The sequence below is a fragment of the Streptomyces sp. NPDC001480 genome (assembly GCF_042894725.1).
Lineage (GTDB): Bacteria > Actinomycetota > Actinomycetes > Streptomycetales > Streptomycetaceae > Streptomyces.
Map to the genome: position 1 here is coordinate 306,415 of NZ_JBIAVX010000011.1, position 18,184 is coordinate 324,598.

An 18,184-nucleotide genomic window follows, 5' to 3' on the forward strand; every position below is an offset into this window, starting at 1 on the left:
CCTGACTCATGGGAGCCCAGCTCCGGGTCTACAAGCGTCGCATCCGATCCGTCACCGCGACCAAGAAGATCACCAAGGCGATGGAGATGATCGCCGCTTCGCGTGTCGTCAAGGCGCAGCGCAAGGTGCGGGCCTCCGCGCCGTACGCGACCGAGCTCACCCGCGCGGTCACGGCGGTCGGTTCCGGGTCGAACACCAAGCACGCGCTGACCACCGAGGCTCAGACGCCGACCCGTTCCGCGGTGCTGCTCCTCACGAGCGACCGCGGTCTGGCCGGTGCCTTCAACTCCAACGCCATCAAGGCCGCCGAGCAGCTGACGGCGCGTCTTGAGGCTGAGGGCAAGGAGGTCGACACCTACATCGTCGGCCGCCGCGGTCTGTCCCACTACAACTTCCGCGAGCGCAAGGTCGTGGAGTCGTGGTCGGGCTTCACCGACGAGCCCTCGTACGCGGACGCCAAGAAGGTCGCGGCGCCGCTGATCGAGGCCATCGAGACGGAGACGGCAGACGGCGGCGTGGATGAGCTCCACATCGTCTACACCGAGTTCGTGTCGATGATGACGCAGACGGCGCTCGACGCCCGGCTGCTGCCGCTGCGCCTCGAAGAGGTGGCCGAGGAGAAGCCCCAGGGCGAGATCCTCCCGCTGTACGACTTCGAGCCCTCGGCGGAGGACGTCCTCGACGCCCTGCTGCCGCGCTACGTGGAGAGCCGGATCTACAACGCGCTTCTCCAGTCGGCGGCTTCGAAGCACGCCGCCACGCGGCGCGCGATGAAGTCGGCCACCGACAACGCGGGCGAGCTGATCAACACGCTCTCCCGTCTTGCCAATGCGGCCCGCCAGGCCGAAATCACCCAGGAAATCAGCGAGATCGTCGGTGGCGCCAGCGCCCTGGCCGACGCGACCGCGGGGAGTGACCGCTAATGACCACCACTGTTGAGACCGCGACGGCCACGGGCCGCGTCGCCCGGGTCATCGGCCCGGTCGTCGACGTGGAGTTCCCCGTCGACGCGATGCCGGACATCTACAACGCCCTTCACGTCGAGGTGGCCGACCCGGCCAACGCCGGCGAGAAGAAGACGCTGACCCTGGAGGTCGCCCAGCACCTGGGTGACGGCCTGGTCCGCACGATCTCCATGCAGCCCACCGACGGTCTGGTCCGCCAGGCCCCGGTCGTCGACACCGGCGACGGCATCACCGTCCCGGTCGGCGACTTCACCAAGGGCAAGGTGTTCAACACCCTCGGTGACGTGCTGAACGTCGACGAGAAGTACACGGGCGAGCGCTGGTCCATCCACCGCAAGGCCCCCAACTTCGACGAGCTCGAGTCGAAGACCGAGATGTTCGAGACCGGCGTCAAGGTCATCGACCTTCTCACCCCGTACGTCAAGGGTGGAAAGATCGGTCTGTTCGGTGGTGCCGGTGTCGGCAAGACGGTGCTCATCCAGGAGATGATCTACCGCGTCGCCAACAACCACGACGGTGTCTCCGTGTTCGCCGGTGTCGGCGAGCGCACGCGTGAGGGCAACGACCTCATCGAGGAGATGGCGGACTCGGGCGTCATCGACAAGACCGCCCTGGTCTTCGGCCAGATGGACGAGCCCCCGGGCACCCGTCTGCGCGTCGCGCTGGCCGGCCTCACCATGGCCGAGTACTTCCGTGACGTCCAGAAGCAGGACGTGCTGTTCTTCATCGACAACATCTTCCGCTTCACGCAGGCCGGCTCCGAGGTCTCCACGCTGCTCGGCCGTATGCCGTCCGCGGTGGGTTACCAGCCGAACCTGGCCGACGAGATGGGTCTCCTCCAGGAGCGCATCACCTCGACCCGTGGTCACTCGATCACCTCGATGCAGGCGATCTACGTCCCCGCGGACGACCTGACCGACCCGGCCCCGGCCACCACCTTCGCCCACCTCGACGCGACGACGGTTCTGTCCCGTCCGATCTCGGAGAAGGGCATCTACCCGGCCGTGGACCCGCTGGACTCCACGTCCCGGATCCTGGACCCGCGCTACATCGCGGCGGACCACTACACCACCGCCATGCGCGTGAAGACGGTCCTCCAGAAGTACAAGGACCTCCAGGACATCATCGCGATCCTCGGTATCGACGAGCTCGGCGAGGAGGACAAGCTCGTCGTCCACCGTGCCCGTCGCGTGGAGCGCTTCCTGTCCCAGAACACCCACGTCGCCAAGCAGTTCACCGGCGTCGACGGTTCGGACGTCCCGCTGGACGAGTCGATCGCCGCGTTCAACGCGATCATCGACGGCGAGTACGACCACTTCCCGGAGCAGGCGTTCTTCCTGTGCGGTGGCATCGAGGACCTCAAGGCCAACGCGAAGGAGCTGGGCGTCTCCTGAGCCTCCGGCTCGCCCGTGAGAGGGGCGGGGGCGTACCCCCTTGTGGGGTGCGTCCTGCCCCTCTCGCCACGCCTACTAGAATTGACCCCACACCCGGCACTACCGCCGGGTGGTGACCCGAGGAGCCACCCTTGGCTGCTGAGCTGCACGTCGAGCTGGTCGCCGCCGACCGCCAGGTCTGGTCCGGCGAGGCCACCCTGGTCGTCGCGCGCACCACGTCCGGCGACATCGGCGTCATGCCCGGTCACCAGCCGCTGCTCGGTGTGCTGGAGTCGGGCCCGGTGACCATCCGTACGAGTGATGGTGGAACGGTCGTCGCCGCGGTGCACGGCGGTTTCATCTCGTTCGCGGACGACAAGCTGTCGCTGCTGGCCGAGATCGCCGAGCTGTCGGACGAGATCGATGTCCAGCGCGTGGAGCGCGAGCTCGAGCGCGCGAAGGCCGAAGGCGACGCCACCGCCGAGCGTCGGGCGGACGTCCGCCTGCGCGCCGCGACGGCGCGCTGAACTGGAGGCCCCTCCCAGGCCCTTTAGGCTCTGGGAGAGCGCGTGATGACGCACCTCAGCCGCGGCCGGCACCGGAGCGATCCGGTGCCGGCCGCGGCTGAGGTGAATCAGGGTCTTTTTTACGTTCCGTTACCTAGGAGACGAGGAGGTCGGTGCCGATGGTCCTCGCTCTGACTGTGTGCGGGATCGTGGTCGTACTCGTGGTGGTGGGACTGTTCCTGTTCGGCCTGCGCCGCAGACTGATCCAGCGCTCCGGCGGTACGTTCGACTGTTCCCTGCGCTGGGACGTGCCGGAGAACCCCGACACCGGCGGCAAGGGCTGGAGCTACGGCGTCGCCCGCTACAACGGCGACCGCATCGAGTGGTACCGCGTCTTCTCCTACGCCCCCCGCCCGCGCCGCGTCCTGGAGCGGGCGCAGATCGAGGTGGCCGGCCGCCGTCTTCCCGAGGGCGAGGAGGAGCTGGCCCTGCTCTCCGACGCCGTCGTCCTCGCCTGTACGCACCGGGGCACGCGCCTGGAACTCGCCATGAGCGAGGACGCGCTGACCGGTTTCCTCGCGTGGCTGGAGGCAGCCCCGCCCGGTCAGCGCGTCAATGTTGCCTGAGCTGCGGCTTACGACAGTCCGCTGTTGATCGCGCTCACCAGCTCGCCGCTCGCGGTGTCACCGCTGAACTCCCAGAAGAACGCGCCGCCCAGCCCCTGGTTCTTGGCCCACGACATCTTGGTGCCGATGGTGGCGGGGGTGTCGTAGGACCACCAGTTGCTGCCGCAGTGGGCGTACGCCGTGCCCGCGACGGTGCCGGTGGCCGGGCAGGACGTCTTGAGCACCTTGTAGTCCTCGATGCCCTGCTCGTACGTGCCGGCCGCCGGGCCGGTGGCCGTGCCGCCCGGGGCGTCCTGGGTGACGCCGGTCCAGCCGCGGCCGTAGAAGCCGATGCCGATCAGCAGCTTGCTCGCGGGCACGCCCTTGGCCTTGTACTTGGCGATCGCGTCGGCCGTGGTGAAGCCGGCCTTCGGGATGCCGCTGTACGAGGTGAGCGGGGAGTGCGGGGCGGTGGGGCCCTGCGCGTCCCAGGCGCCGAAGAAGTCGTACGTCATCACGTTGTACCAGTCGACGGAGCTCGCGGCGCCGGCGTAGTCGGCCGCGTCGATCTTGCCGCCGGAGGAGCCGTCGGCCGTGACCGCCGCGGTGACCAGGTTCTTCGAGCCGAACTTGGCGCGCAGCGCGGCCATCACGTTCTTGTAGGCGGCGGCACCGCTGGTGTCGCAGCTCAGCCCGCAGGCGTTCGGGTACTCCCAGTCGATGTCGATGCCGTCGAACACGTCGGCCCAGCGGGGGTCCTCGACCAGGTCGTAACAGGACTGCGCGAAGGCCGCCGGGTCCTTGGCCGCCTCACCGAAGCCGCCGGACCAGGTCCAGCCGCCGAAGGACCACAGCACCTTGATGTTCGGGTACTTGGCCTTCAGCTCGCGCAGCTGGTTGAAGTTGCCGCGCAGCGGCTGGTCCCAGGTGTCGGCGACGCCGCTGACGGACTGGTCGGCGGTGAAGGCCTTGTCGTAGTCGGCGTAGGAGTCGCCGATCGCGCACTTGCCGCCGGTGACGTTGCCGAAGGCGTAGTTGATGTGCGTGATCTTGGACGCCGACCCGGAGGTCACCAGGTTCTTGACGTTGTAGTTGCGGCCGTAGATGCCCCACTCGGTGAAGTAGCCGAGCTTGACCTTGTTGCCGGTGGTCGGGGGAGTGGTGGTGCCCCCGGTGGTGTGCACGGCGGCCGCGCCGCTGGCCGGGCCGGTCTGGTCGGCGGTGTCGCGGGCCTGCACGGTGTAGGAGTAGTCGGTGCCGGCGCTCAGGCCGGTGTCGGTGTAGGAGGTGGTGGTCACGGTGGCGACCTTCGCCCCGTCCCGCAGGACGTCGTAGTTCTTGACGCCCTTGTCGTCGGTGGCCGCGCTCCAGCTGAGCTTCACCGAGGTGTCGGTGATGCCCGAGGCGGTCGGTGTGCCGGGCGCGGAGGGCGCCGCGTCGCCGGGGACCGTCGTGCCGTCGCAGCTGTCGCCGTTCAGCTTGCAGTTGGACGGCGAGCCGGAGCCCGCGCCGTTGAAGCCGAAGGAGACGGAGGCGCCGGGGGCGAGGCTGCCGTTGTACGACTTGTTCTTGGCGGTCCAGTGGGTGCCGGAGGACGTGACGTCCGCGTCCCAGGCGGAGGTGACCGACGTGCCGGAGGGGAAGTCCCACTCGACGGTCCAGGAGCTGATGGCCGTGGTGCCGGTGTTCTTCACCGTCCACCTGCCCTCGAAGCCGGTGCCCCAGTCCGACGCCTTGGTGTAGGCGGCGGTGGCGGTCGTGGCGGCCTGGGCGGGACCCGCCAGGCCGACCAGCCCGGCCACGGGGAGCAACAGGGTCGCGAACCCTGCCGCGGCTCTGTGTACGAAGCGCATGCTGCGCCTCCTCTGTGGGGATGTCAGGGGCATGACTGAGCCTTCATGCCCACGGTGCCGCGAGAATAGAAAGGTCTGGACCACCGGTCAATAGGTCTGGACCACTTGTCCTCGTGCGGCGCTAGATCCCCAACTCCTGAGCCAGTACCGCCGCTTGCACCCGGCTGCGCAGCTCCAGCTTCCCCAGCAGCCGGCTGACGTGGGTCTTCACCGTCCCCTCGGCCATCTCCAGCCGCGCCGCGATCTGGGCGTTCGACAGCCCCTCGCCGACGCACGCCAGCACCTCGCGCTCGCGGCGCGTCAACGCCTCCAGCGCCGCCGGATCGACGGACGGCTCCCGCACCGGCCGGGCGGCGAACTCGGCGATCAGCCGCCGCGTGACCGCCGGGGCCACGATCCCCTCTCCACGCGCCACCGTCCGCACGGCCTCCAGCAGGTCCTTCGCCTCCGCGTTCTTCAGCAGGAATCCGGCCGCCCCGGCCCGCAGGGCCCCGAAGACGTACTCGTCGAGGTCGAACGTGGTGAGTACGAGCACGTCCGCGAGCCCCGCCCCGACCACCTCACGGGTCGCCGAAACCCCGTCCAGCCGGGGCATCTGCACGTCCATCAGCACCAGATCCGGCCTGAGCTCCCGGGCCAGCGCCACCGCCTGCCGGCCGTCGGCCGCCTCCCCGACCACCTCGATGTCGGGCGCGCTGCCCAGGATGAGCACCAGTCCGGAGCGGACGGCCGACTGGTCCTCGGCGACCAGGACACGGATCACTCGGGGTCTCCTTCGGTGACGGGGAGGGCGGCCCGGACGGTCCACAGCGCGCCGTCGGGCCCGGCGTCGAAGCTGCCGCCCAGCAGCGCGGCACGCTCCCGCATGCCGGTGAGACCGGCGCCGGAGCCGGGGGCACGGGGTTCGTCGGCGTCGGCGTACGGGCTGCTCACCCGGACCCGCAGGGCGCCGTCGGCCTGCCTCAGCACCACGTGGACGCGACCGCGCGCGGCATGCTTGAGGGCGTTGGTCAGCGACTCCTGCACGATCCGGTAGGCGGCGAGACCGACCGGGACGGGCACCCGGCCGGGGTCGGCGTCGAGCCGGACGTCGAGGCCGTTCGCGCGGGCGCCGTCGACCAGCGCGGCGAGACCGTCGAGGGTCGGGGTCGCGGCCGGCGCGTCGTCCGTCTCGCGGAGGATGCCGATCAGCCGCCGCATCTCGGCGAGACCGTCCACGCTGTTCTCCCGGATGACGGACAGGGCCCGCTTCGAGGTGCCGGGTTCGTCGAGGGACAGCGCGGCCGTGGAGTGGATGGCGATCGCCGACAGATGGCCCGCGACCAGGTCGTGCAGTTCCCGCGCCATCCGCGCCCGCTCGGCGGTGACCGCCTGGACCCGGTCCATCTCGGCGAGCAGCGCGGTCTGCTCGGCACGCAGCCGGGCGGCCTCGGCGGCGTCGCGGTGATCGCGCACGACCCAGCCGGTCGCGGCGGGGGCGAGCGCCACGACCCCGATGCCGACGCCGATCAGCAGTCCCTGCGGATCGCGCCACAGCGCGGCCGGCACCACCCCACCGATCACCGTGAGCAGGCCGGTGATCCACGGGATGCGGCGGGCGGCGGCAGGGCTGCCGTACAGGACGGCCGCGTACATCAGGTCCGTGTACAGCACGATCGTGACGATGCTGCCCAGCGTCACCGTGTCCACCACCAGCGCCGCCGTGCCGACCAGCAGACCGGCCCGGGGCCGGGTGCGGCGCAGCGGCTCGCACGCGGCGGTCACGGCCAGCGGCACCAGGGCGGCCCAGCGCTGGGGCCACAGCACCAGGTCGTCCGAGGGCACGCGGGGAGCGATGCCCAGCGTCCACAGCAGCAGTCCCCCGAGCAGCCCGCCCACGGCGATGAGCACGTCGTCGCGGTGCGGGCGGGGGAGACGTCCGGGCATGGCCCCATCCAACACGGGGCCGGCGCCGCCCGCGTGCTCCTCCGGAAGGGTCTCGGGCTGCATCTTTCGCTTACCGCGGGTTCGTCACCGGCGACGACGACCCGCGCAGGCATCCGGGCGAGCCTGGTGGGGTGAGCGAAGGGAGCGAGCCGTGATCGTCGGACTGGTCGTCGCCTGTGAGGTGGCCTTCTGGGTGCTGCTGGCCGCCGGGCTGGTGTTCCGGTACGTCTTCCGGATGCCCCGCGTGGGCCTGGCACTGCTGCTGTGCGAGCCGCTGCTGGAGATCGTCCTGTTCGTCGTCACGGCGATCGACCTGAGGAACGGCGCCGAGCCCGACTGGCGGCACGGCCTCGCCGCCGTGTACATCGGCTTCACCGTCGGCCTCGGTCACTCCACGATCAAGTGGGCGGACGCCCGGATCGCCCACCGTTTCGCGGGCGGCCCGCCGCCCGCCCGGCCCCCGAAGTACGGCACGGCCCGCGCCGTCCACGAATGGAAGGTCGCGGGCCGCTGGATCCTCGCGGCGCTGGTCGCCATCGGCCTGTTGCAGTGCGCGGCCTGGTACGTCGGCGGTGCCGGCGGGACCGGCTCACTGCGGGAGTGGCAGCAGCGCATGCTGTGGCTGATCGGCATCAACGTGATCATCGCCGGCAGCTACACGCTGTTCCCCAAGCGCGAGCGCTAGCGTTCCCCGCCCGGGACCCACAGCACGTCCCCCGTCTCCTTGTTCGCCGTCCGCGCCAGGATGAACAGCAGGTCCGAGAGGCGGTTGAGGTAGGTGGCGGTGAGGGGGTTCATCGCCTCGCCGTGCACCTCCAGGGCGGCCCACGTCGACCGCTCGGCCCTGCGTACGACCGTGCACGCCTGGTGCAGCAGGGCCGCGCCGGGGGTGCCGCCGGGCAGGATGAACGACCGCAGCTTCTCCAGCTGCTCGTTGAAGTGGTCGCAGTCCGCCTCCAGCTTGTCGATGTAGAACTGCTCGATCCTGAGGGGCGGGAACTCAGGGTTCTCCACCACCGGCGTCGACAGGTCCGCACCCACGTCGAACAGGTCGTTCTGGACGCGGGTGAGGACCTTGACGATCTCCGCCTCCAGGTTGCCCAGCGCGATGGCCGTGCCGATCACCGCGTTCGCCTCGTTGGCGTCCGCGTACGCCGAGATCCTGAGGTCGGTCTTGGCGACCCGGCTCATGTCCCCGAGGGCGGTGCTGCCCTGGTCGCCGGTCCTGGTGTAGATGCGCGTCAGATTGACCATGTCACCAGCGTAATTACGGGCCGGCGGTCCGGAACACCCGTGTGCCCACCGTCACGGCCAGCGCGGTGAATCCGACGGCCACCAGGGCGCCGTACAGCATGTGGGCGGACGCGTAGGAGCCCACGTACGCGTCCCGTACCGCGTCCACCAGATAGCGGAACGGGACGAAGTGCGAGAGCACGTCCAGCCATCCCGGTGCCAGGGTCATGGGCAGCATCAGGCCGGACAGCAGCATGGACGGCATGGTCAGGGCGTTGATCACGGGCCCGAACTCCTGCGGGGTACGCACCTTCGTCGCCAGCGCGTACGACAGCGACGCCAGCGAGACCGTCAGCAGCGCGACGAACGCGAAGCCGATGAGGACGCCGGGCAGCGGCGCACGCAGGCCCATGACCACGGCGGCGAGCACCAGCAGCACGGCCTGGAAGACGAAGACCGTGGCGTCGCGGAGCACGCGGCCGAGGAGCAGCGCGAGCCGGCTGACCGGCGTCACCCGCATCCGCTCCACCACCCCCTGCGCGTTCTCCATGATGATCGTGAAGCCCGCGAAGGCCGCGCCGAACAGGCCGAGTTGGAGCAGCAGCCCGGGCACCAGCACCTGCCAGGAGCTGCCCCGCGTGCCGAGCGGCAGGCCCGTCAGGAGCGGCCCGAAGAAGAGCAGGTACAGGAGCGGCATCAGGACGCCGAAGAGCAGCGCGAAGCGGGAGCGCAGGGACAGGCGGAGGTAGCGGCCGTAGATCAGCGCGGTGTCGTGGAGAAGCATCCTGGCGGTCCTATACGGCTACGGGAGCGGTGTCGGCCGGGGCGGGCCCCCGGCCGGTGATGGCGAGGAAGGTGTCCTGGAGCGAGGCGTCGATCGAGCCGCCGTACTGGAGCTTGAGCGCGCTCGGCGTGCCCTCGGCCACGACCACACCCCGGTCGACGACGACCAGCCGGTCGGCGAGGGCGTCCGCCTCGTCGAGGTAGTGGGTGGTGAGGAAGACGGTCGTGCGGTGCTCGTCGCGCAGGCGGCGGATCAGGTCCCAGAGGTCGGCGCGGCTGCCGGGGTCGAGGCCGGTGGTCGGCTCGTCGAGGAAGAGGACCTTCGGGCGGTGCGTGAGGCCCATCGCGATGTCCAGGCGGCGCCGCTGGCCGCCGGAGAGGGCGCCCGCCTTGCGGTCGAGCAGTTCGGTCAGGTCGAGGTCTCGCGCCAACTCCTCGGCACGATCGACTGATTGTCGTCTTGTCAGACGGTAGAGGCGGCCCTGGGTGACCAGTTCCTCGCGAACCGAGATCTGCGGGTCGACGCCGCCGGACTGGGCCACGTACCCGCACGCCCTGCGCACCCCGCCCGGATCGGTCGCCAGGTCGTGGCCCGCGATCGTGGCCGTGCCGCCGGTGGGGGCGAGCAGGGTGGTGAGCATCCGCAGGGTGGTCGTCTTGCCGGCGCCGTTGGGGCCGAGGAAGCCCAGGATCTCGCCCTCGCGGACGGTGAGGTCGATGCCGCGCACGGCCTCCACCGGGCCGCCCTTGGTCTGGAAGGTGCGGGCCAGTCCGGCCGCGCTGATGACTGCTGTCATGCCGAACAGAAAAACAGAGTCATTGAAATTTTGCAATGCCACCAAAAATTCAGAAAGCCCAGCGAAGCTAGGATGAGGGCATGGCCGAGGGACTCAGGGAGCGGAAGAAGCGGCAGACCCGGCAGTACATCTCGGATGTCGCCACGGGACTGTTCGTCGAGCGCGGGTTCGACGCGGTGACGGTCGCGGAGATCGCCGACGCCGCCGACGTCTCCGTCAACACCGTCTACAACTACTTCCCGGCCAAGGAGGACCTCTTCCTCGACCGCTCCGCCGGCATGGTCGACCGGCTCGCCCGCTGGGTGCGCGGTCGCGGCACGGGTGAGTCGGCCGCCGGGGCCGTCCTGCGTGAACTGCGCGAGGAGGTCGAGGCGGTTTCACCCCGAGTGGGGTTGATCCCCGGATATGCCCGCTTCATTCGGGTCATCGAGGAGGCGCCCGCGCTCCGCTCCCGGCTGTGGGGCGTCATGCAGGAGGCCCAGGCGAACCTGGAGCAGGCGCTGCGGGAGGAGACCGGCGCGGCGGACGGCGACGACGAGCCGTATCTGATGGCCGGTCAGATCGGATGGATCAACAGTGCGGTCATGGCGGTCATCGGGCGCGAGATGGTCAAGGGGCGCGATCCACGCGAAGTGTCACGAGAGGTACTGGACCTCCTCGACGACATAGAGGAGTTGTTGGGAGAGAAGGTGCTCAACTACGCCGTCCGAGGCGAGGCCTGACCCCTGTCGGTGTGATGTCCGTCAATTGAGACGTGACGCGCATTACTTACCGGTCACACGGCCCCTCACGAGCGCTATGGTCCGCCGAAGAGGCAACCGTAAACAGCGTGTAAGGGGAGTCGGAGTGGCACGGAAGCTCGCCGTCATCGGGGCCGGTCTCATGGGGTCCGGCATCGCCCAGGTCTCCGCTCAGGCGGGCTGGGAGGTCGTCCTGCGGGACGTCACCGACGAGGCACTCAAGCGCGGCACCGACGGCATCAAGGCCTCGTACGACAAGTTCGTCAGCAAGGGCAAGCTGGAGGCGCACGACGCCGACGCCGCCCTGGCCCGCATCACGTCGACCACCGACCTCGACGCGGTCGCCGACGCGGACGTCGTCGTCGAGGCCGTCTTCGAGAAGCTCGAAGTCAAGCACGAGATCTTCCGCGCCCTGGACAAGATCGTGCGTGACGACACCGTCCTCGCCTCCAACACCTCCGCCATCCCGATCACCAAGATCGCGGCGGCGACGGAACGCCCGGAGCGCGTGGTCGGCGTCCACTTCTTCTCCCCGGTCCCGATGATGCAGCTGTGCGAGCTGGTGCGCGGCTACAAGACCAGCGACGAAACCCTCGCCACCGCACGGGAGTTCGCCGAGTCCGTCGGCAAGACCTGCATCGTCGTCAACCGGGACGTGGCCGGCTTCGTCACCACCCGGCTCATCTCCGCCCTCGTCGTCGAGGCGACGAAGCTGTACGAATCGGGCGTCGCCAGCGCCGAGGACATCGACATCGCATGCAAGCTGGGCTTCGGCCACGCCATGGGTCCGCTCGCCACGGCCGACCTGACGGGCGTCGACATCCTGCTGCACGCCACCGGCAACATCTACACCGAGTCGCAGGACGAGAAGTTCGCCCCGCCGGAGCTGATGCGCCGGATGGTGGACGCCGGTGACATCGGGCGCAAGAGCGGGCAGGGCTTCTACAAGTACTGAGCTCTACCGGGGGGCTTCACCCCCGCGGGTGAATTCGGTATCGGTTCGCTCACAGACGGCAACCTCTGACCGCTCAACGCCGTCAGAGGTTGCATCACCAGACATCACCGAGCACGAGACGCACTCACGGGGAGCGCATATGTACATCAGGGGCGACCACGCCGAGCTGGTCGTCGGGGGGCGCCTCGACGTCCGCAGCGCGGCGGACGCCCGTACGGTCCTCCACTCGGCCGTCGACGACGGAGTCGGCGACCTGGTGCTCGACCTGTCCGAGCTCGACTCCTGGGACGCCACCGGACTCGGGGTGATCATGGGTGCCCACCGGCGGGCCGGCCGCTGCGGCCGGCGCCTGGTGCTGCGCGGCGTACCGCCGCAGATGCAGCGCCTGTTGGTGGCCACCCGGCTGCACCGGATCCTGGCGATCGAGGGCGGCATCGGCGTGGAGTCGCTGCCCCGGGTGTGACGCCCGGATATGACGCCCGGACGGGCGCCCGCGCGGGACGCCGTGACCGGGTGTGAAACGGGCGACGCGGGAGACCCGGTCGGTCCTGCGGAACCGCACGTCACACGCAATCCTCACGAGACTGTGACGTCGCGCACCGCGCGCCGCTCCGGACTGTCGTAGATACTGTGCGAAGGTTTAGGGTTCGGTCGCCCGCTGCCTCGCAACCCTCGAGCGGGCCCGGACCAGAAGCGACAGCGCGGTGTGCAGCAGGCCGGGAGGGGCCGGACACGGGCACACGACGCTTTTGGGGGGCTACAACCTATGGACCCGAACAACCGGGGACCCGAGGACCACGGCCATGACGCTGGGGGTCCCTCCCGCTCGAGCGCATTCGAGAGTGGGGGAGGCTCCGCGCCGCGTCAGCGCGCGCCCAGGGAATCCCTCACCAACGACTTCGGCCAGAGCGCGCCGGCACTCGCCCGCACGGTGCAGCTCGTCACCGGCGACTTCCTGCTCACCGTCAACCCGGTCGACGGCAGCGAGATAGAGCCCTGCCCGCCGGGAGAACAGCCCAGCAGGCCCGCCAAGCTCACCGCCGCCGAGCGCGCCGCAGCCGACCGCGCGGCCCGGGCACCCGTACCGCCCGGGCCCACCCAGCCCGCGCTGCCGCTCCTGGAACGCCAGGACGAACGCGAGCGCCTGGTGCGCCTGCTCGCCCGCGGCCGCTCCGTACGCCTCACCGGGCCGTCGGGCTCCGGCCGCACCGCCCTGCTCGACCTGGTCGCCGAGGACTGCGCGGATCTCGCCCCCGACGGCGTGGTCCGCCTCACCGGCTTCCACCGCACGACGGCCGACCTGCTCCACGAGCTCTGCCACGCCGTCTACGACGCACCCCTGCACCGTCCCGGCCCGGACGAGTTGCTCGACCTGGTCCGCGACATCGGCGCGGTCGTCGTCCTGGACGACATCGAGTTCGGCGGCGCCGCCCTCGACGAACTCCTCGACGCCACCCCGGAATGCGCCTTCCTCGTCACGGCGACCCCGGACGTGCCCGCCCCGTCCGCTGAGTCGGCCGTCGAGGAGGTCTTCCTCAGCGGGCTGGACCGCGCCGGGGGAGTGGAGATCCTGGAGCGCGCCGTCGGCCGCGTCCTCACCGAGGAGGAGGCCAACTGGGCCGGCGACCTCTGGTTCGAGTCCGAGGGCCTGCCCCTGCGGTTCGTCCAGGCCGGTGCCCTGCTCCGGCAGCGCGACCAACTGCGGGCCAGCGCGGGCGCCGTGGAAGACCTCGGCGTCTTCGAGGACGTACGGCACCCGGTCGACGCCCCCTTCGACACCCCGCTCGACACGGACGCCGACAACGGCGGGGACATACCCCTGCCGTCGCTCGGCGAGGCCGCCGCGCCCGCACGGCTGCTCGCCTCCCGGCTGAGCGCCTCCGCCCGCGCCACCCTGCGCTTCGCCGTCGCCCTCGGCGGCGAGGTCCCGCACCAGGCGCACCTGCCCGCGCTGGTCGGCGACACCCACGCGGACGCCGCCCTCGGCGAACTCGCCTCCTGCGGACTGGTCACCCCGGTCGGCTCCCGCTACCGCCTCGCGGCGGGCGTGCGGACCCAGCTGGAGGCCGCCGGGTACGCCGACGACGTCACGGACGCCGCCCGCGCCGCCGCCCGGCACTACACCTGGTGGGCCGGACACCCCTCCGTCACACCCGAGCGGGTGTGCGCCGAGGCCGACGCGGTGCTCGCCGCGCTGACCGTCCTGGGGCCGCAGACGACACCGCCCGCCGAGGGCGAGGAGAGCACCGCCGTCGGACTCGCCCGCACCGCCGGGCCCGCCTTCGCCGCCGGACTCCACTGGAGCGCCTGGGAGCGGGCGCTGCGCGCCGGCGCCGAGGCCTCCCGGCTCTCCGGAGAGGTGACCGAACAGGCCTACTTCCACCACGAACTGGGCATCCTCGCGCTCTGCGGCGGCCAGCTCGAACGGGCCCGCGCCGAACTCGAGGCGTCCATCGGGCTGCGCGGCGCCCTCGCCGACAAGCGCGGCACCGTCGCCGGCCGCCGCGCCCTCGCCCTGGTCGCCGACCTCGCGGGCGACGTGCCCGGATTCGGAGCGACGGCGGGCGAGGAGGTGCCCGACGCACGCTACGAGGAGTCGGCCTCGCCCCCGGGCGGGGTCCTGTCCCCGTTCCCGCAGCTCCAACTGCCCACCGACGACACGGTGGTCACCCACCGGGCCGCAGCCACCGCGCCGCTGCCCAGGGTCCAGGGCGGCGGCGTCCGGCGGCTGGCCCGGCGCAACCTCGTCGCGGCCGGTTCGGGCGCGGTGCTCGCCGCCGTGCTCGGCACCATCGTGACCCTCGGCATGACCTCGAACGACAACGCGGACAAACCGGCGAACAACGTCAGCGTCCACCCGTCCGCCAGTGAGGGCACCGACGAGGGCGACCTGGGCGCGGACACCCCCAAGAAGGACAGCGGCGGCAACGGCGACACCGGCAGAGTGGTCAGCCGCCCGACGGATCCCGGCCCCGACGGCACGTACGGCACGGCGGACGACCCCACGCCGACCCCGGACCCGACCCGGCCCTCGGACGACCCGAGCGGTACGAAGGGGACGGGCGGCGGCGGTTCGCCGAGCACGCCGTCGAAGCCGACGTCGTCCAAGCCGTCGACGCCGTCCTCGACGCCGACCAGGTCGACTCCGTCCTCGACGCCGACCAAGTCCGCCACGCCGACGCCGACCGAGACGCCGACGACCAGCCCCACGGGCACGACGCCGTCCACTCCGTCGACGTCGGACTCGGCCAGCGGCCCCGCCTCCAGCGCCCCGACGGCCACGAGCGGTTCGGCGAGCGGTTCGGCCAGCGCCCCGCAGAGCAGCGGTACGGGCTCGGTGATGTGACCCGGTGATCCCACGCGGGTGAGGCCGGGCCCGGCAGGGGCCCGGCCTCACCGGTGTACGTACGGCGACGCCGCTCAGAACAGCCGCAGCTTGTCGTCCTCGATGCCGCGCAGCGCGTCGTAGTCCAGCACCTGGCAGCCGATGCCGCGGTCCGTGGCCAGGACGCGTGCCTGCGGCTTGATCTCCTGGGCGGCGAAGATGCCGCGGACCGGGGCGAGATGCGGATCGCGGTTCAACAGCTCCAGATAGCGGGTGAGTTGCTCCACCCCGTCGATCTCGCCGCGCCGCTTGATCTCCACGGCGACGGTCTGGCCGTCGGCGTCCCGGCACAGGATGTCGACCGGGCCGATCGCGGTCATGTACTCGCGCCTGATCAGGGTGTAGCCGTCGCCGAGCGTTTCGATGCGGTCGGCGAGCAGTTCCTGGAGGTGCGCTTCCACGCCGTCCTTGATCAGGCCGGGGTCCACGCCGAGCTCGTGCGAGGAGTCATGGAGGATCTCCTCCATCGTGATGATCAGTTTCTCGCCCGCCTTGTTGACGACGGTCCAGACGCCCGCCGTCTCCTCGGAGTCGCCCGGCTCCTCCTTCAGCGTGCAGGGCGGCGACATCCAGTTGAGGGGCTTGTACGCCCGGTCGTCCGCGTGGATCGAGACGCTGCCGTCCGCCTTGACCAGGATCAGGCGGGGGGCCGTGGGGAGGTGGGCGGTGAGCCGGCCGGCGTAGTCGACCGAGCACCGGGCAATGACGAGACGCATGGTCGGCAACGCTACTCGACGCCCCGCCGCCCACGCGATTCGCCCTGGAGACACGAGTTCACACCTGGCCGATTGTGGGCCTAAAGGGATCGGCACATGTACGCATTCTGCTGGTGCCGTCACCGTCCGCTGCCTACCGTAGTAAACGGGAGGTCGCCGTGTGTGTACTCAGCGTGTTCGATATCGCGAACTCCCTTATCTGTCCGGCAACCCCTGCTGTTCGGGGGTGCGAGAGGAGTACCCATGTCGCTCGACGTCTCACCGGCCCTACTCGAACAGGCCGAGCGAGGCGAGGTCGACGAAGCTGCCTTCGTCGACTGCGTCCGGACCTCCCTGCCCTACGCATGGGAGATGATCAGCTCCCTGGTGGCCCAGCTGAAGGTGGACGGCGGAGACTTCGCCGACAACCAGACGCCCCCGCCGGACGAGCAGGCACGCGGTCAGCTGCTGCGCGCGCTCGCCAGTGACGCGATACGCGGCGCGCTCCAGCGGCACTTCGGTGTGCGGCTGGCGTTCCAGAACTGCCACCGGGTGGCGGTGTTCCCGTTGGATGCCTCGGCCGATGCGCGTCTGGCCCGTTTCACCTCGGTGCGCAGTCAACTGCTGAACCAGTCCCCGGACCTCAGGGACTGCTGACGCGGAGCCCGCCGACTGCTGACGCAGTGAGCCGCTGCTTGCCGCTCCACCCGCGGGAGGTGCAATCAGTACTGGAGCGGCAAGCCCCACACCGGGAAGGGGAGTTGCCCGGTCAGCGCAGGTGAGGCAGTACCTCGGCACCCAGCCGTCGTACGTTCTCCTCCGTCGCCGCAAGGTCCCCGGAGCCCTCCACGAGCAGGGCGAAACGGGAGATGCCGGTGCGTTCCGAGGTCGCCGCGAGGCGGTCGGCGCACAGGCGGGGGGTGCCGACCGGGTGCAGTCCGCAGAGCAGTTCGGTGTAGGCCACCGGATCGCGCATCGCCCGCGCCCGGCCGTCCACCGTCACATGGGCGTCCAGGCCCTGTTTCAGCCAGCCCGGCATCGCCTTCAGCAGGGTCTCCGCCGCGTCGGTGCGCGTGTCCGCGATCTGGCAGACGCCGGCCGACACATGGGCCGCGTGGGCGATCTCCTCGCCCGGTCGTCCGGCCGCCCGCGCGTGCCGCCGCCACAGGCCGATCATCTCGGCCTTCTCCTCGTCCCCGACGTGCATCCCGAGCAGCATCGGCAGCCCGCGCTCGGCCGCCAGCCGCACGCTCGACGGGGAGGTGCAGGCGACGACGACCTCGGGGCCGGGCAGGTCCGTCAGCGCCTCCGACGGGCGCGGTACGACGGGGACCTCACGGAAGGAGAACCGCTCGCCCGAGGCCGCCACCGCCGGTTCGCGCAGCCAGCGCACCAGCAGATCGAGTGATTCCGGGAATCCGCGCTCGTAGGCCGCGAGGCCCGCGCCGAAGACCTCCAGGTCCACCCACGGGCCACCGCGCCCGACGCCGAGCGTGAAGCGGCCGCCGCTGGTGACGTGCAGCAGCGCGGTCTGTTCGCCGAGGGCCACCGGGTGCACGGTGGGCAGCACGCTGACCGCCGTGCCGACCCGGATGCGGTGGGTGCGGCCCAGCAGCAGGGCGGCCAAGGTGATCGCGGACGGGCACGTGCCGTACGGCACGAAGTGGTGTTCGGCCAGCCAGACCGCGTCGAGACCCGCCTCCTCGGAGACCTGCGCCGAGCGGACCGCCCGGTGCAGCGCCTCCCCCTGGCCCTGGCCCGGGAACTGGGCGGCCAGCACAAAACTTCCTACGCGCATCGCATTTCCTGCTTCCTTGGCTCCGACCCGGAGCTCCCCCACCCGGCATAACCGTGCGACACGTGCCGAGGACACGGCCTGGCGAAGGGATTTGCGGATTGTCTGCAGAATGACGTGGTCCGCTGGGGGACTTGTGGGGGTTGGTTCCCTACGCCTACCCCCGTCGGTGACGCGTAGGCTGGACGCAGCCCGTGCTCCCTGTATAGCCCCGTGAGGTGTCCCGTGTCCCCGCGTCGCAACCGTCCCAAGGGCCCCAAGGACACCGCCGCGTCCGGCCGGAGCGCCGAGGACGACCGCGCGGGCCGGTACGGCGGCTGGCAGTCCACCGAGAACTGGCGGGGCGAGGAGTGGAGCGTGCGGCACGTGGCCGGAGCCAGCGCGGAGGGCAAGACCTACCGCTGCCCGGGCTGCGACCAGTTGATCCCCTCCGGCGTCCCGCACGTCGTCGCCTGGCCGGAGCACTCGGGCGTCGACGACCGCCGCCACTGGCACAAGGCGTGCTGGAACGCGAAGGACCGCCGCACCACGCCGGTGCAGCGGTCCCGTAACGCGCCGAGGTTCTAGGAGTTC

At 70.8% G+C, this 18,184-nt stretch carries 19 protein-coding genes; 11 read left to right on the top strand and 8 right to left on the bottom strand.

Annotated features, from left to right (window positions below):
- Window positions 1–8: 8 nt before the first annotated feature.
- From ACFY01_RS28040 to ACFY01_RS28055, 4 genes are all read left to right on the top strand, one after another.
- Window positions 9–923, top strand: coding sequence for a F0F1 ATP synthase subunit gamma (locus tag ACFY01_RS28040; RefSeq protein WP_390738501.1), 915 nt, complete (start codon window positions 9–11; stop codon window positions 921–923).
- Window positions 923–2,359, top strand: coding sequence for a F0F1 ATP synthase subunit beta (gene atpD, locus ACFY01_RS28045; RefSeq protein WP_390738502.1), 1,437 nt, complete (start codon window positions 923–925; stop codon window positions 2,357–2,359). Before ACFY01_RS28040 ends, atpD begins: the two co-directional genes overlap by 1 nt.
- Before the next feature lie 131 nt (window positions 2,360–2,490).
- A complete protein-coding gene (locus tag ACFY01_RS28050) occupies window positions 2,491–2,865 on the top strand; it encodes a F0F1 ATP synthase subunit epsilon (RefSeq protein ID WP_132853399.1) in 375 nt (124 codons plus the stop codon).
- A 158-nt stretch (window positions 2,866–3,023) separates the two neighbouring features.
- Window positions 3,024–3,470: a DUF2550 domain-containing protein gene (locus ACFY01_RS28055; RefSeq protein ID WP_390738503.1), complete on the top strand. Its 447-nt coding sequence runs from the start codon at window positions 3,024–3,026 to the stop codon at window positions 3,468–3,470.
- 8 nt (window positions 3,471–3,478) lie between these two features.
- Here the strand turns inward: ACFY01_RS28055 and ACFY01_RS28060 are convergent, their stop codons facing one another.
- The 3 genes from ACFY01_RS28060 to ACFY01_RS28070 all read right to left on the bottom strand — a co-directional run bounded on the left by ACFY01_RS28060 (window position 3,479) and on the right by ACFY01_RS28070 (window position 7,228).
- The gene (locus ACFY01_RS28060) at window positions 3,479–5,302 is read right to left on the bottom strand and encodes a glycosyl hydrolase family 18 protein (protein ID WP_390738504.1); all 1,824 of its coding nucleotides are present in this window, start codon (window positions 5,300–5,302) and stop codon (window positions 3,479–3,481) included.
- Window positions 5,303–5,423: 121 nt separating this feature from the next.
- Window positions 5,424–6,065 (bottom strand): response regulator, encoded by a 642-nt coding sequence (locus ACFY01_RS28065; RefSeq protein WP_390738505.1) that lies wholly within the window; start codon window positions 6,063–6,065, stop codon window positions 5,424–5,426.
- Complete coding sequence (locus tag ACFY01_RS28070; protein ID WP_390738506.1) at window positions 6,062–7,228, bottom strand: sensor histidine kinase; 1,167 nt, start codon at window positions 7,226–7,228, stop codon at window positions 6,062–6,064. The genes ACFY01_RS28065 and ACFY01_RS28070 overlap by 4 nt, the downstream gene beginning before the upstream one ends.
- A 151-nt stretch (window positions 7,229–7,379) precedes the next feature.
- On the opposite strand from ACFY01_RS28070, the gene ACFY01_RS28075 reads away from it, so the two are divergent.
- Entirely contained in the window at window positions 7,380–7,913 is a 534-nt protein-coding gene (locus tag ACFY01_RS28075) for a hypothetical protein (RefSeq protein WP_390738507.1), read from the top strand.
- Here the strand turns inward: ACFY01_RS28075 and ACFY01_RS28080 are convergent.
- The 3 genes from ACFY01_RS28080 to ACFY01_RS28090 are packed head-to-tail and all read right to left on the bottom strand — an operon-like array spanning window position 7,910 to window position 10,041.
- Window positions 7,910–8,482, bottom strand: a complete 573-nt coding sequence (locus ACFY01_RS28080; protein WP_390738508.1) for a cob(I)yrinic acid a,c-diamide adenosyltransferase — start codon at window positions 8,480–8,482, stop codon at window positions 7,910–7,912. The genes ACFY01_RS28075 and ACFY01_RS28080 overlap by 4 nt on opposite strands.
- Before the next feature lie 13 nt (window positions 8,483–8,495).
- Window positions 8,496–9,245, bottom strand: a complete 750-nt coding sequence (locus ACFY01_RS28085; RefSeq protein ID WP_390738509.1) for an ABC transporter permease — start codon at window positions 9,243–9,245, stop codon at window positions 8,496–8,498.
- 10 nt (window positions 9,246–9,255) lie between these two features.
- Window positions 9,256–10,041 (bottom strand): ABC transporter ATP-binding protein, encoded by a 786-nt coding sequence (locus ACFY01_RS28090; protein WP_390738510.1) that lies wholly within the window; start codon window positions 10,039–10,041, stop codon window positions 9,256–9,258.
- A gap of 80 nt (window positions 10,042–10,121) precedes the next feature.
- On the opposite strand from ACFY01_RS28090, the gene ACFY01_RS28095 reads away from it, so the two are divergent.
- The 4 genes from ACFY01_RS28095 to ACFY01_RS28110 all read left to right on the top strand — a co-directional run bounded on the left by ACFY01_RS28095 (window position 10,122) and on the right by ACFY01_RS28110 (window position 15,082).
- Window positions 10,122–10,763, top strand: a complete 642-nt coding sequence (locus ACFY01_RS28095; protein ID WP_390738511.1) for a TetR/AcrR family transcriptional regulator — start codon at window positions 10,122–10,124, stop codon at window positions 10,761–10,763.
- A gap of 124 nt (window positions 10,764–10,887) precedes the next feature.
- Window positions 10,888–11,736 (top strand): 3-hydroxyacyl-CoA dehydrogenase family protein, encoded by an 849-nt coding sequence (locus ACFY01_RS28100; protein WP_390738512.1) that lies wholly within the window; start codon window positions 10,888–10,890, stop codon window positions 11,734–11,736.
- A 139-nt stretch (window positions 11,737–11,875) separates the two neighbouring features.
- The gene (locus ACFY01_RS28105) at window positions 11,876–12,199 is read left to right on the top strand and encodes an STAS domain-containing protein (protein WP_030672301.1); all 324 of its coding nucleotides are present in this window, start codon (window positions 11,876–11,878) and stop codon (window positions 12,197–12,199) included.
- Window positions 12,200–12,502: 303 nt separating this feature from the next.
- The gene (locus ACFY01_RS28110; protein WP_390738513.1) at window positions 12,503–15,082 is read left to right on the top strand and encodes an ATP-binding protein; all 2,580 of its coding nucleotides are present in this window, start codon (window positions 12,503–12,505) and stop codon (window positions 15,080–15,082) included.
- Between the two features lie 74 nt (window positions 15,083–15,156).
- On the opposite strand, the gene nucS is transcribed toward ACFY01_RS28110, so the two are convergent.
- On the bottom strand, window positions 15,157–15,837 hold the full coding sequence (gene nucS / locus ACFY01_RS28115; RefSeq protein ID WP_390738514.1) for an endonuclease NucS: 681 nt from the start codon (window positions 15,835–15,837) through the stop codon (window positions 15,157–15,159).
- A 243-nt stretch (window positions 15,838–16,080) separates the two neighbouring features.
- Here nucS and ACFY01_RS28120 point away from each other — a divergent pair, with 243 nt between their 5' ends.
- Window positions 16,081–16,473, top strand: coding sequence for an SCO5389 family protein (locus tag ACFY01_RS28120; protein ID WP_390738515.1), 393 nt, complete (start codon window positions 16,081–16,083; stop codon window positions 16,471–16,473).
- A gap of 112 nt (window positions 16,474–16,585) precedes the next feature.
- Here the strand turns inward: ACFY01_RS28120 and ACFY01_RS28125 are convergent, their stop codons facing one another.
- On the bottom strand, window positions 16,586–17,614 hold the full coding sequence (locus ACFY01_RS28125; RefSeq protein ID WP_390738516.1) for an LLM class flavin-dependent oxidoreductase: 1,029 nt from the start codon (window positions 17,612–17,614) through the stop codon (window positions 16,586–16,588).
- A gap of 222 nt (window positions 17,615–17,836) precedes the next feature.
- Between ACFY01_RS28125 and ACFY01_RS28130 the strand changes: the two genes are divergently transcribed.
- Window positions 17,837–18,178, top strand: a complete 342-nt coding sequence (locus ACFY01_RS28130; protein ID WP_390738517.1) for an ATP/GTP-binding protein — start codon at window positions 17,837–17,839, stop codon at window positions 18,176–18,178.
- Window positions 18,179–18,184 lie beyond the last annotated feature (6 nt).